Source organism: Burkholderia cepacia ATCC 25416 (assembly GCF_001411495.1).
Lineage (GTDB): Bacteria > Pseudomonadota > Gammaproteobacteria > Burkholderiales > Burkholderiaceae > Burkholderia > Burkholderia cepacia.
This window is the reverse complement of sequence record NZ_CP012982.1, coordinates 1,980,444-1,994,616: the sequence shown is the minus strand read 5'-3', so window position 1 is coordinate 1,994,616 and position 14,173 is coordinate 1,980,444. Positions and strand designations below refer to the sequence as shown.

General features: G+C 61.3%; 11 protein-coding genes. 10 read left to right on the top strand and 1 reads right to left on the bottom strand.

Features of this window, described 5'->3' with window-relative positions; translation table 11 throughout:
• Positions 1-197 precede the first annotated feature (197 nt).
• The gene (locus tag APZ15_RS26215) at positions 198-725 is read right to left on the bottom strand and encodes a CS1 type fimbrial major subunit (protein WP_027789957.1); all 528 of its coding nucleotides are present in this window, start codon (positions 723-725) and stop codon (positions 198-200) included.
• A 1,003-nt stretch (positions 726-1,728) separates the two neighbouring features.
• On the opposite strand from APZ15_RS26215, the gene APZ15_RS26210 reads away from it, so the two are divergent.
• From APZ15_RS26210 to APZ15_RS26175, 10 genes are all read left to right on the top strand, one after another.
• Positions 1,729-2,313, top strand: coding sequence for a fimbrial protein (locus APZ15_RS26210; RefSeq protein ID WP_027789958.1), 585 nt, complete (start codon positions 1,729-1,731; stop codon positions 2,311-2,313).
• A gap of 112 nt (positions 2,314-2,425) precedes the next feature.
• A complete protein-coding gene (locus tag APZ15_RS26205; protein ID WP_027789959.1) occupies positions 2,426-3,166 on the top strand; it encodes a fimbrial biogenesis chaperone in 741 nt (246 codons plus the stop codon).
• A gap of 80 nt (positions 3,167-3,246) precedes the next feature.
• Complete coding sequence (locus APZ15_RS26200) at positions 3,247-5,892, top strand: fimbria/pilus outer membrane usher protein (protein WP_051363310.1); 2,646 nt, start codon at positions 3,247-3,249, stop codon at positions 5,890-5,892.
• Positions 5,893-5,996: 104 nt separating this feature from the next.
• A complete protein-coding gene (locus APZ15_RS39865) occupies positions 5,997-7,109 on the top strand; it encodes a fimbrial protein (RefSeq protein ID WP_158605819.1) in 1,113 nt (370 codons plus the stop codon).
• Positions 7,110-7,115: 6 nt separating this feature from the next.
• On the top strand, positions 7,116-7,382 hold the full coding sequence (locus APZ15_RS41180; RefSeq protein ID WP_138143410.1) for a hypothetical protein: 267 nt from the start codon (positions 7,116-7,118) through the stop codon (positions 7,380-7,382).
• Between the two features lie 455 nt (positions 7,383-7,837).
• A complete protein-coding gene (locus APZ15_RS26195) occupies positions 7,838-8,380 on the top strand; it encodes a fimbrial protein (RefSeq protein WP_027789961.1) in 543 nt (180 codons plus the stop codon).
• A 103-nt stretch (positions 8,381-8,483) separates the two neighbouring features.
• Positions 8,484-9,248 carry a fimbrial biogenesis chaperone gene (locus tag APZ15_RS26190; protein WP_049098157.1) on the top strand — a complete coding sequence of 255 codons (765 nt, stop codon included), beginning with the start codon at positions 8,484-8,486 and terminating at the stop codon, positions 9,246-9,248.
• A gap of 112 nt (positions 9,249-9,360) precedes the next feature.
• Positions 9,361-12,069 carry a fimbria/pilus outer membrane usher protein gene (locus APZ15_RS26185; protein ID WP_027789963.1) on the top strand — a complete coding sequence of 903 codons (2,709 nt, stop codon included), beginning with the start codon at positions 9,361-9,363 and terminating at the stop codon, positions 12,067-12,069.
• Positions 12,070-12,095: 26 nt separating this feature from the next.
• Positions 12,096-13,157 (top strand): fimbrial protein, encoded by a 1,062-nt coding sequence (locus APZ15_RS38485; RefSeq protein WP_034195983.1) that lies wholly within the window; start codon positions 12,096-12,098, stop codon positions 13,155-13,157.
• Between the two features lie 228 nt (positions 13,158-13,385).
• On the top strand, positions 13,386-13,928 hold the full coding sequence (locus tag APZ15_RS26175; RefSeq protein ID WP_027789965.1) for a fimbrial protein: 543 nt from the start codon (positions 13,386-13,388) through the stop codon (positions 13,926-13,928).
• Positions 13,929-14,173: the final 245 nt, after the last annotated feature.

The window sequence follows — 14,173 nt, the reverse complement described above, 5'->3', positions numbered from 1 at the left end:
CCTTAAGCTCTGCAAATGAATGCGACGAAACAAAAAGGAACGCACCCAGCCACAGCTTGTTGAATTTGAAGGGAACTTGATCGGCGAACACGTTGTCTCTTATGGCGGATTTGAAAGGATGGACACGCGATTTATTCTTGAAACGGCGTAAAAAAAGAAGCCCCTGATGGGGCCTCTCATCAGCCCGCTTACCTGGCTTACGGAGCCGCAGACGAGACCGGCTCGAACACCATGACGAGATCGCCGCTGTAGCTGCCGTTGGTGGTCACGGTGCCGACTTGCGTGGGCGCATCGACGTTGATCTGCAGGTTGTGGATTTCGTCGAAGCCGCCGTTGCCCGCGGTCGTTTGCGTGATCTTCTGCTGCGCGCCGAACTTGACTTCGGCGTCGCCCGCCTGGCTGGTCAGTTGAACCTTGGCGTTCTTCATTTCGTAGTAGCCGCTCGACAGCTTCAGCGGCTGCGCCAGCGAAATGTTGAACTCGGGGTTCTTCGTCCACACGCGGACCGGCAGCGTCTTCGAGAACTTCGACTGCGTGTAGTCGCTGGCTTCGAGTTCTTCCGTGCTGTACCAGGTCGAACCATCCGGCTTCGACACGAAGATGCCGTCGTTGATCTGCGCGGTCAGCGTGATTTTCTTCGACACGGGTTCGGCTTGCGCCGTATGCGCCATGCCGAACAGTGCGCCGGTTACGCCCAGTGCCAGAACGAGTTTGCTGAGTTTCATCGAATGATCTCTATTTAAAAATTGCGTTTCAGGAATCGAATTGCGATGAATTAATCGAAATTCGATGTGTGGAAGATCAATTCCACTGACGCTATTTTCGATGACTCGTGGCGAGTGGGAAATGGGACGAATTCCAATCATCCGGCCAATCACCCTAGTACTCGTACGAAAACACGAAATCCATCTTTTTAAATCGTTGATTGTTAGATGAATTTGACAATTCGTGTCCGAGGTCACGCACAAAAGCCTGTGCTTCTGGCATTCACTGGGCCGCCTGTGGAGGCTTCGGGCCAATCACCTTGCGCCCGGACTGCCAAGTCCTTTTCAAACGACCCGCGTCTTGCCTGCATTCGTATGCCCGCCCCACACGCTCGAAATACGGCGGCACACATGCAACTGAAGTCGGATGCTGTCGGATAGCACCGCGGACTCCGCGTGGCCGTAGCGACGTACAACCTGTTCAAAGCAGATTCGACTATGAAGGCCGGCAATTCGAGCAGAAAATGTCAGCAATGCTCATTCAGCAGGCGTTGTCGACGCCGGCGCCGCCACACCGTGATGTCGGGTGATCGGTATCAATGCCCGACCCGACACCGCGCATCAAATATCGGAAGCCGGTTTGATTTGACCCACCCCGGCAGCGGAATACAGACAATTCACATTTCACATCTATTCGAATAAGACAAGACGACATTGCCTTGTTGTTCGTACGGAGGGGGCACTCATGTCCGCTCGCGGCCTGCGCCAGTGGCTCCCATCCGGCACACGCCCGGAATTTAACAATTCACCCAGATTTCCTGAACATCCTTGCCACCCCTTCGGGTTTAGTACTTGTCCCATTAGTAAGGATGGTGATTTAGTCGTTGTCCAATTTCCCGCCATGTCGAGCATCAGCAAAATACACATCGAAGCGCAACCATTGAGACTCATCTCAAGTTCACCCCAAGACGAATCTCATACGCGCTTTCATCAACACACTTAATCTCCGCCAGGAACTCAATCAATGAAAGTCTCGAAAATCTCCTACGCTCTTTCGATGCTCATGGCCGTGGCCGGTCTCGCCGCAGCTTCGGCAGCGCATGCATCGGACGGCACGATCAACTTCACGGGCTCCGTGGTCGCGTCGACCTGCAAGATCAACGAAGGTGTCAACGATCTGTCCGTCACGCTGCCGAAGGCATCGACCAACCAGCTCGCGGCCGAAGGCGCGACCGCGGGCCGTACACCGTTCAAGCTCACGCTGACCGGCTGCACGACTGACAAGGAAGAAGGCGGTACGACGATTCCGGCGCCGGTGAACAAGGTGTCGGTGGCGTTCGAACCTGGCCCGAACGTGAACCTCTCGACCGGCCGTCTGACGTTGACTGGTGCGGATGCGGCGAAAAACGTCGAAATCGGCATCCTGAACGACAAGTATCAGCCGATCAAGGTCGGTGCAGAAAGCTCGGCGCAGAACTCGCAAATCGTCGATATCGACACGACGGCCGGCACCGCGACGCTGCAGTATTCGGCTCAATACGTCGCAACCGGCGAAGCAACCGGCGGTTCGGCGAACTCGTTCGTCACCTACTCGCTGATCTATCCCTGAGCGCTCGGTTGATTGAGTGAGAGCCGGCCTCCGGATGAGGCTGGCTCGTCGGAGCAAATCTCCCGATTTCCTCCGACATTTATTCGGACTACACAATGTAAGGAGGATGACGATGAAACTTGCGGCCCCCTATCGCATGCTGGCCCTACTGATGACCGCCCTGTCCTGTATGAGCGCGCAGGCGAGCGTGACGCTTTCCGGCACACGTGTCGTATTTCCGGGCGCCGACAAGGAAGTCACGGTTCAACTGTCCAATGACGGCAAGGCGCCGGCCCTCGTTCAGGCGTGGATCGACACGGGTAACGAGCATGCCGCACCGGACCAGATCGACGTGCCGTTCGTGATGACGCCGACGATCTTCCGGCTCGAGGCCGGCAAAGGTCAAACCATCCGGATCATTCACTCGGGCGAAGCGCTGCCGGCCAACAAGGAGTCTCTGTTCTGGTTGAACGTGCTCGACGTCCCGCCGAAAGCGTCGGCCGACGACGACAGAAATCGCCTGATGATCGCGTTTCGCACACGCGTGAAGCTGATGTACCGGCCGGACGGGCTGCCGGGAAATGCGGCCGACGCACCACGTCAGCTCACATGGAAGATCGCAGCCGATCCCGATAACCGGTTGGTTCTGAAGGCAACCAATCCGACGCCATACGTCGTCAACCTCGGCGGCATCGCACTGCATACGAACGGCAAGACGCTGGACGCCGGCGTGGGCTACGTGCGTCCGGGCGAAACCGCTTCGTTCCCGGTCAAGGGTTCGACGAACTCGGACGCAACCGGCGGCACGGTCGTGTACAGCAGCTTCGACGACTGGGGCGGCAACCGATCCAACGAGGCCGCCGTGTCCCGATGAGGTAACGCGCGCGCTGCCGATTCAGCCACACCACTCGATCCGAGGCGAACACTCGAATAAACACTGACGGGAAAGATTAAATGATAGAGAAGCGGCAACCAAGCATGCAGGCGGATACAGAACCGAAGCTTAAGCCGGTCTGCGCGCTGCTTCTCACGATCATCGCGGGTTGGCAGACGCACGCATACGCGGCGCAAACCGATTCCGGGGAGTTGCAGATCGCACGGACGGAGTTCGCGCAGGTCGAGTTCGAGGGTGGTTTCCTGAACAACGGCAGCGGCGCGATCGACGTGTCGCGCTACGAGCGCCGCAACGTCGTGCGGGCCGGCATGTACAAACCCGACGTCTATGTCGACGGCGACTGGGTCGGCCGCATCGAATTGCAATTCAAGAACGTGCCGAACACGGTCGACGCGCAGCCGTGCTTCGACAAAGCGCAGTTCGAACTGATCGGCGTCGATTTGTCGAAGCTGCCCCAGGACGTGCGCGCGACACTTGACGAGGACGGCGCATGCCTGCGTATCGGTCAGGCCATTCAGGAAGCGTCGGTCAGCTACGACTTCAACGAGCAGCGGCTCGATCTGAGCATCCCGCAGATCTCGATGCGTCGGCAGGCACGCGGCTACGTGAGCCCCGACCAGTGGAGCGAGGGTATCCCGGTCGGCATGCTCGACTACAACGCGAGCGTATATCACGCGCGTACCGGCGGCCAAGGCGAAAGCACGCAGGGCTACGTCGGCGTCAACGGCGGCGTCAACGTCGGACGCTGGCACTTCCGTCATAACGGTTCGTTCAGCTGGGACGATCGCGGCCGCAGGAAGTATGAGAACTCGGCGACTTACCTGCAGCGTGACCTGACCGCGTGGTCGTCGCAGTTGATCGTCGGCGACGCGTACACGTCCGGCGATCTGTTCGACTCGACGTCGTTCCGCGGCGTGCGCCTGTATACCGACGACCGCATGCTGCCTGAGTCGCAGCGCGGCTATGCGCCGGTCGTGCGCGGCGTCGCAAACACCCACGCGAAGGTCACGGTCACGCAGAACGGCGCGACGCTGTACGAGACGACCGTCGCGCCGGGTGCGTTCGTGATCGACGACCTGTATCCGACGGGGTACGGCGGCGACCTGAAGGTCAACGTGACGGAAGCCGACGGCTCCGTGCATTCGTTTACCGTGCCGTACGCGGCGGTGCCGCTGTCGCTGCGCCCGGGCCAGAATCGCTACAGCTTCACGACGGGCGTCGTGCGCAACCTGCCGAACACCACGCCGTACTTCGCGCAGGCGACCTGGCAGCGCGGCGTCACGAACCTGCTGACGGGCTACGGCGGCGTGACGTTCGCGCAAGGCTACCTGTCCGCGATGGCCGGCGCGGTGCTGAACACGTCGTTGGGCGCGGTCGGCGTGGACGTCACGCATGCGACGACGTCGATTCCGGGGGAGCGCCGCTATTCGGGGCAAAGCTTCCGGATCAGCTACGCAAAGGCCGTCGCCGCGACCGGCACGAACGTCGCGATCGCCGCGTATCGCTATTCGACGAACGGCTTCTTCGCATTGAACGACGCGATGCAGGCGCGCGACCAGGCGCAGCTCGGCGCCGGGGCGGCGAGCGTGTCGCGGCAGCGCAACCGCGCGTCGCTGACGGTGAGCCAGTCGCTCGGCGCCCGCGGCGGCAGCCTGAACGCCACCGCATCGGCGTCGACCTACTGGAACCGCAGCGGGTCGGACGTCAACTTCACGGTCGGCTACAGCAACACGTTCCGCGACGTCGCGTACAGCGTGTCGGCGACGCGCCAGCGCGACGCATGGGGCAAGTCGAGCACGATGTACTACGCCAACCTGTCGATTCCGCTCGGCAAGACGCGGCCGATGACGCTCGCGACCAGCCTCAGCCGCGACACGCGCGGCTCGACGCAGGCGCAAACGAGCCTGTCGGGCGCGCTCGGCGTCGACAACAACGTGTCGTACGGCCTGAACGTGAACCACGGCAATTCGTCGGGCACGTCGCAGACCAACGGCGGCGCGAGCATCCAGTACCGCGGCCCGATCGCCGAATTGAGCGGCAGCGTCAGCGCAGGCGCCGACTATCAGCAGTTCTCCGCCGGCGCGCGCGGCGCGATCGTCGCTCATCGCGGCGGCGTCACGCTGTCGCAGCCGCTATCGGAAACCTTCGCGATCATCGAGGCGCCGAATGCCGAGGGTGCGCGCGTGACCAACACGTCGGGCGTGCGAATCGACCGGCGCGGCTATGCGGTCGTGCCATACCTGACGCCGTTTGCGATGAACGACATCGGTATCGATCCGAAAGGGCTGTCGACCGATGTCGAACTGAAGGAAACGAGCCAGCGCATCGCGCCGCTGGCGGGAGCGGTGCCGATGCTGACGTTCAAGACGGCTTACGGACGCTCAGCGGTCATCCGCGCGCGGCAGGCCGACGGTTCGCCGGTGCCGTTCGGCGCGACCGTGACCGATGCGGGCGGCAAGGACGTCGGCACGGTCGGCCAGGGCGGCAAGCTGCTCGCACGCGGGCTCGTGGATCAAGGTGAACTGAAGGTGCAGTGGGAAGCGGATCGCGGCAAGTCGGTGTGCGCGCTGTCGTACTCACTGCCGGTGCGCAAGCGCGCCGCGACCTACCAGTCGCTTCAGAGCCTTGAACTGCCGTGCGTGGCGAGCGAGGTCACCAGCTACGCGCCGGCCATGTCGAATCGTGTTGCGTCGGCGGGTCGGTGACGTTACGCAATATTCACTACGAAAACGGTCGAACGTCACGTGCGGCAAAGCCTGCGAAAGTTTCGAGATCGTTTGCGATTTAATGGGGCAGATTTATGAAAAGGATGAATACCGCGAGAAATGCGAACCTGCGTGCAGGCACGCTGCGCGCGTCGAATCGTTCCGCAATACGAAGAACGATGCAATGCCTGGCGCTGTGCACGATTGCATTTTCCGAATTCGCGTTTTCTGCTTGTGAATTGAGTGGTGCTGCCTATGGGCCTAGCCCCAGGCTCCCCGGGACGGTCAATGTGACCCAGGACGAAATTCCTTCGGGTCGCCAATTTCCGAATTCGACCAGCGATAGCGCCTGGGCTGCAAATATCGCCGGTTACACGTGGAGTTGTAAGTATGACGAATATGTCTTGACGCCGGCCACACCGGTCATTCCGAATGTGACGTACAAAACGAGCGAAGGAAAGGTCGCTGCCGTTTTCGAAACCGGCATACCCGGGATCGGCTTCGTAGTTGAAGTACAGGATTACAACGGCGGTGCTCCCCCCATGGCACCACTTGTAGATGGCGAACTCTCCGTACCACTTCCTTATGCGCGGGAAAAAGGCGCGATCATAGCAAAGGTGACATTCGTCTCGGCCGGTCCGCTCGCGACGGGAACCCACACATCCAAGTCGACAACGCTTTTCAACTACAGGCTGAAGTATCAAGGGGCGTTTCTTCCGGGAAGCAGCTCATCGTCACGGTTGTTCTCGACGAGCACTCAGGTGACGGCAAGGGCATGCAAAGTCATATCCGGCGCAACCAATTCGGTCACGTTGCCAACCCTGGTCGCGGCAAGCCTCAAGGCGACGGGTGACGTGGCATCTGCCCGATCGGCACCGTTCTCGGTCGGCCTGAACTGCGACGCGAACGTCAGTGTTCACGCGACATTGACCGATGCGACGAATCCCGCGAATACAGGCAGCACCCTCAGCCTCGATCGCAATTCGACGGCAGCGGGCGTAGGGATTCAAATACTCAAAAAGGGTGAAAGCACCCCGTTGAGCTTCGGACCGGATTCGTCCGCCAAGGGAAATACGAATCAATGGACGGTTGGCAAGTCGTCTGCGGCCAACACCAAAATTTCGGTGCCGCTCGAGGCCAGATACGTCAAGGTCGCGGAAACGATCAAGCCAGGCTCCGTGAGTGCACTCAGCACGATTACGTTTTCGTACCAGTAGCGATGAGTGGACGGCGCAGCACGCGCCGACCGCGAAGCGGCGGCGCATGAACCGATCACGATCGGGCAGCCGCCTCTCTGTTTGTGCGGTGGCCGCAGCAATGTCGAAGCAGCCATGCTCGGCACGATTACCATCGGTCACCAGCCAACGGCAAATACCCCAGACTATTTTCCCGGCTCGTCCGAACCCTGCCTGTCATCCGTCGACAGCCGTTCAAGCGCCAGCCGGACGGTATCCTCGGTCGAATCCCACACGCGTTTCAATGCTTCCTGACCGCCGTCCTGCATCTCGTGCTCGGCGCTAGCGAACGCACACATCGCCATGCCGTCGCACACCCCGCAGGAAATCCCCCGGGGACAGCGCATCCTCGACCCTTCGTCTGACGAACTACCAAACTACTCTGCACTCCCGATTTTCCGACTCATGAGTGGCCGGCCGCCCCGTGAACTTCCTTCTACGACCGCCCCGGCTACATCATCGATACCCGCCGAACCTCATGAATCAATTTTTCGCTGACGTTGTTTAACGAAAATTTCGTACGTGAACGACATTTTTTAGACCGTCATTAGGACTTATCCAATTCTTTCGAGCGCCTTACTCGGAAACAATGTCACCTGTTTCCTGCCGCTGCTATCGACGTGCGTCAGCAACGGCAACGACGACAGCAGTGCAACGGAAACGTCGGTGCGTCGTCTCTCGACGCAAGACCATTAATCACAGGTAATCACATGTCCAAAAAAGCACTTTCCATCCTGATGGCGACAGCGGGTCTCATCGCCGTTGCGTCGTCGGCCCACGCGGCGGACGGCACGATCACGATCACCGGCGAGATCACTGCCCAGACTTGCAACATCTCGGGCGACGGCGGCGGCAAGGATTTCACCGTCACGCTGCCCACCGTGTCGACGTCGTCGCTGTCCACGCCGGGCTCGACGGCCGGTCGCAAGCCGTTCCGCATCGCCCTGTCCAACTGCTCGCCGAACTCGGGCAATGCTTCGGTGTACTTCGAACCGGGCACGACGGTCAACGCGCAGACGGGCCAGCTGTTCAACTCCACGGGTGACGCGAAGAACGTCGAAGTCGGCCTGCTGAACAAGGACGGTTCGAACATCAAGCTCGGGGCAGCCCAGGCACTGCAGAACTCTCAGGTCGTGCCGATCTCCGGTGGCGCGGCAACTCTCGACTACTACGCGCAATACGTCGCAACCGGTGGCTCCGCCACGGCCGGTTCGGTAGGCACGTCGGTCATGTACTCGGTCTCGTATCAGTAATCCGGTCTCGCGACTGGCGGCCCGGGCTCGCGAAGCAACGCGGCGCACGGGCCGCGTCCGACCGACGGTATGTGATCTGTTTATCTACAAGGAGAAATCGGCGATGGAAATGCCAATGAACTGGCGCTCGAGCGTGGGCGCCGCGGCGCTGGTCGCGTCGCTGTCCGGTATTGGCGCAGCGGACGCGAGCGTGGTAATCAGCGGGACGCGCGTGATCTATCCGGAAAAGGAGCGCGAGGTCACGGTCAAGCTGACCAACGAGGGCGACAGGCCGTCACTCGTGCAGGCCTGGGTGGACGACGGCAACGCGAACGCGCTGCCCGACGAGTCGAAAGTGCCGTTCATGTTGACGCCGCCGTTGTTCCGCCTCGATCCGAAGAAAGGCCAGAGCCTGCGGCTGATCTACACAAAGGAGCCGCTCGCGCAGGACAAGGAAACGCTGTACTGGCTCAACGTGCTCGACGTTCCGCCGCAGGCGACCGACGAACCGGACGCCCCCAACTTGCTGCAGCTCGCCTTCCGTTCGCGCATCAAGCTGTTCTTCCGTCCTGTCGCGCTGCAAGGCGTGGCCGACGAGTCCGCGGAGAAGGTGACCTGGAACTTCGCGCCGAAGGCCGACGGTGGCTACGCGTTGCAAGCGAAGAACCCGACGCCCTACCACGTGACGTTCACGAAGCTGACCGTCAAGTCCGGCGGCGCAACGTGGACCAACGACAAGGGCGGCATGGTCAAGCCCGGCGCCACCGAGCAGTTCAACGTCGGCAACGTGCCGTCGCTACCTGCGGGGCCAATCGAGGTCGACTACACGTTCCTCAACGACTACGGCGCGGGCATCGAAGGCAAGTACGCGCCGAAGAAGGCGCACTGACGCCACCCGGCAGTCCCTGAATCAACCCAGTAGCTGACCGACGCGGCAATCGCATCGGCGCAGGCAATCCGTCGTTCGCATCATGCAGATGCGGCATTAACACATCGAATTCATGCGAACAGATCATCACAATCGAACACTGGAGGCTCCGGCGCGTTTCGCGCTCAAGCCGGGCTATCTGCTCGTCATGGCGACGCTCGGCAGCTGGGCTGCCGGCGCGCTGGCCGCACCGGCGGACCGGTTCGATGTCGCGCAGGTTCAGTTCAACGACACGCTGATGATGAAGCCTCGCGGGCAGCGGCTCGATCTCGACCGCTTCGCGAAAGGCAACCCGGTCCCGGCGGGCGACTATCTGGTCGACCTCTACGTCAACGGCGCATGGAGCGGCCGCTCGACGGTACGCTTCAGCGCGGAAGCGGGAGCGGCCGACGCGAAGCCGTGCTTCGATCGCACGCTCGTGGCGCGGCTCGGCCTCGACGACCAGGCGCTGACCGACACCGGGCGCGCCGAGCTGGTGCGCGTGCAAGCGGGCGAGTGCACCGACGTCGGCAAGCTGGTCGCCGACGCGGCGTATGAATTCGACATGTCCGAACTGCGCCTCAACGTGAGCCTTCCGCAAGCGGCGCTGCTGCGCAATCCGCGCGGCTACGTCAGTCCGGAACTGTGGGACGACGGCGTACCGAGCGCGACGCTCAAGTACAACGCGAACGCGTACCGCAACGCGTCGTCGGGTTACTCGAGCACGCAGGCCTACGCGGGGCTGAATGCGGGCGTCAACATCGGGAACTGGCATTTCCGGCACAACGGAACCTATACCGCGCAATCGCAGGGCGACAGCCGCTATCAAAGCCTCAATACGTATGTGCAGCGCGACCTGCCGGCCTGGCGCAGCCAGCTGAAGATCGGCGAGACGTACACCGACGGCACGCTGTTCAACAGCGTGGGCATGCGCGGCGTCGCGCTCGAGACCGATGACCGGATGCTGCCCGATTCGATGCGCGGCTATGCACCCGTGATTCGCGGCGTCGCAACGAGCAACGCACACGTCTCGGTAACGCAGAACGGCGCCGTGCTGTACGAAACGAACGTCGCGCCGGGGCCGTTCGAAATCAACGATCTGTACGCCACGGGCTACGGCGGCAACCTGCTCGTCACCGTCACCGAGGCCGACGGCAAAAAGCGCAGCTTCACGGTGCCGTATTCGGCGGTCGTGCAATCGCTGCGCCCCGGCGTCTCGCGTTTCGGCGTCGCGCTCGGCCAGTTGCGCGAGCCGCAACTCGATCGTCATCCGAATTTTGCGCAGGCCACGTATCAGCGCGGCATCAGCAACCTGATGACGGGTTACGTCGGCGCGATCGTCGCGGAAAACTATCTGGCCGGGTTGGTCGGCGCGGCCTTCAACACGCCGGTCGGCGCGCTCGCCGTCGACGTCACGCACGCCAGTGCACGCATCCCGGGCGTGTCGGCGACGAACGGCCAGAGTGTGCGCGTGAGCTACAGCAAATCCGTCGAGGCAACCGGCACGAACATCGCGGTCGCCGCCTATCGCTATTCGTCTCGCGGCTACTGGGAGCTGCGCGACGCGATGTACGCCCGTGAGCAGGCCGCGGCCGGAGCAGATCCGAACAACGCATACCGGCAACGCAACCAGGTTCAGTTGACGCTGAACCAGACGCTCGGCGAAGGACGCGGCAGCCTGTTCGCGGTGGGCTCGACGTCCAGCTACTGGAACCGCCAGGGCACGACGACGCAGTTCCAGATCGGCTACAACAACAGCCTGCGGATCGGCGGCGTCAACCTGAGCTACAACCTGTCCGTTTCGCGGCAGCGCGACGGCTACACGGGCCGCCTGAACAACCAGGTGTACGCCAACGTGACGGTTCCGCTCGGCCGGCGATCGTACGCGCCGACGCTGACCACGAGCGTCGCGCACGACAGCCGCGGAGGCGCAACCGGACAGATGTCGCTGACCGGCACCGTCGGGAAATCCAACGCGTTCTCGTATGGCATGAACGTCAACACCGGCGAAGGCGCAACGTCCGGCGGCGGCAACGCGCAGTATCGCAGCCCGTTCGCGACGCTCTCCGGCAGCGCGAGCGGCGGCAGCGGCTACTCGAGCGTGTCCGTCGGCGTGTCGGGTGCGGTCGTCGGCCATGCGGGCGGCGTCACGCTCGCCAACGACCTCGGCGAAACGGCCGCGATCATCGAGGCGAAGGATGCCATCGGCGCGCGCATCACGAACGGCACGGACGTCCGGATCGACGGGCGCGGCTATGCGGTGCTGCCGTACCTGACGCCGTACAAGATGAACACCGTCGAGCTCGACCCGAAGGGCATTCCGACCGATGTCGAAATGCTGTCGACCAGTCAGCAGATCGCACCGCGGGCGAATTCGGTGGTCAAGCTCAAGTTCGAGACGGTTACCGGTCGCCCCGTGCTGCTGACGATGCGCCAGCCGGATGGTGCACCGGTGCCGTTCGGGAGCACGGTGGTCGATGCGGAGGGCAAGACCGTCGGATTGTCCGGCCAGGGCGGCATGTTGTTCGCCCGCGGCCTCGGCGAAACCGGCGTGCTGACGGCGAAATGGGGCAATCGAGCAACCGAAGTCTGCTCGCTCAGCTACCGCTTGCCGACCAAACACGACAAGGCCGAAGTGTACGCGCGCGTCGACGCGATATGCGCGCGCACCGTGCCGGGGAATACGCGCCCGCAAGACGCCGTCGCAACGGAGGCGCGCGAGCATTTCACCGATTCAGATCAAACCGGCGCCGCGACGGTCCGCTCGAGCGATGACTCGCACCTGAGTGCCGCTTTTCACTGAGTCGAATTCAATCGAAATCACGATAAATGGAACATGAAAACATGAGATTCAAATATCTTTTTATTTCCATGATTTTCTTTGCAAGCTGGATTCATTCTAATCCCAGCCTCGCGCAAACCAATCTTTGCCGTTTCGGCAACGGAAATGTGAACGATTACCAGCGATTTTTCAGCTTCGGCAATGTGCTTGTCTCCCATGACACACCGAACGGTGCCGTTCTGGCGACCACGACGGTGGAACCGGTAATGGATTATGTCTGCGGAGCCAACCCGGGCCCGCCGGGAGGATACCAAACCTATTTCAACGGTGGCGGGTACAGCTCGAACATTCCCGGAGTGTTTTACCTTAAGATGAATATAGCAGGTCCCAACGCCGATAGCTCGCTGGGATTGCGCTTCAGCAATCTTGATACCGGAGAGATCATGATGGTGCCTTACGGCACCGCTCAGGATTGGGCCCCCGCGAATCCGACGACCAAGCCGATTGAAGGCCGATTTCGCGTCAAAGTCGAATTAATCAAGCTCAGCGACCATATATATAATGCGAAGCTACCGTGGGTAACCGTGGGCGCCTGGAACACAGGCATAGTAAGCCGTGGAAATCCACACTCCAGAGCCCAATATCAGTTTTACTGGCTGAACAACAACGGAAAACTGATCGTCATGCCGAACACCTGCACGGTCACCACGCCGTCGGTCAATGTGCCATTGCAGCCCGTCGCGGCAAGCAAACTCAATGCTGTTGGCGTGACAGCGGGGGATAAGGAATTCAATATCGGTTTGAACTGTAAATCCGGGTCGAAGGTTTACGTGACACTGACCGATTTGACCGATCAGAGCAATACCGGCAATCAATTGACCCTCACGCCCGATTCGTCGGCGAAAGGCGTGAAGCTTCGCATCCTGAGAAACGGGCAGCCCGTCAGTTACGGTCCGGATTCCATCGCCATTGGCAATACCAACCAATGGCTTGTCGGGCCGTCCGCGACAACGACCAGCATTCCGCTGTCCGCGCAATACATCGCGACCGGCCAGGTGTCCGGCGGAACGGTCAAGGGTGTCGCGACGTTCACGATGAGCTATCAGTAAATGATTCGGTAGCGCAGCGGTCGCAAGGCAATCGCGAACGACCGGTGTGCAACGGCGGTCATCGCTCGAACGATGGCCGAAACAGGCTTCTGTTTCGCAGTCCTGCAGGATTGCATCGGAAGATCATTGACGGACGAAGTCGGGTGTCGCCCGTACGGCCGGTCACGGCATGCGGACGGCTCGACGGCGGAGTCCGTTTTTACATCTCCTAGTACTAGAGGAATTGACATGAAACTCGCATTCTCCAGCATCGCCGCTCTCACCATCGCTGCCGCGGCAGCACTGCCGGCCGTATCGCACGCGGCAGACGGCACGATCACCATCAACGGCAAGATCGGCACGCAGACCTGCACGATCGACGGCAACGGCACCGGCAACAAGGACTTCACCGTCGCGCTGCCGAAGGTGTCGACGTCGGCGCTCGCATCGGGCGGGATGACGGCCGGCCGCACGCCGTTCAAGATCGGCCTGAAGAACTGCTCGCCGGCGACGGGTAATGTTTACACGCACTTCGAGCCGGGTACCACGGTCAACTCGACGACCGGTCAACTGATCAACGCAGCGGGGACGGCAAAGAACGTCGAAATCGGTCTGCTCAACGGCGACACGACCAACATCGGGGTCGGCAAGGCCGATGAAAACTCGAAGATCGTCGCACTGTCGAACGGCGCCGCGGAACTCCCTTACTACGCGCAGTACGTCGCGACGGGTGGTGCCGCAGGTCAGGGTACGGTGAACACGTCGGTGATGTACTCGATCATGTATCAGTAATCGACGTCCCCGGCGCGCCCCTCGCGCGCCGGGGTATCGCCGATGCGCGGGTTCGTCGTAGCCCGCGCGCTCGAAGTCGAACACACGCCAGAATAATTTTTTCGATTGCCCTTTTATCCGGGTGGAACGATGTGTGTTTCCACTATGTCCCGATGATCAATCAGGACGACAAGCCTTCACGCCGACCACTGCCACGCACCTCGACATTCCGTGTGGCTATCGCGAGGATTGGGCCATACCTGCAC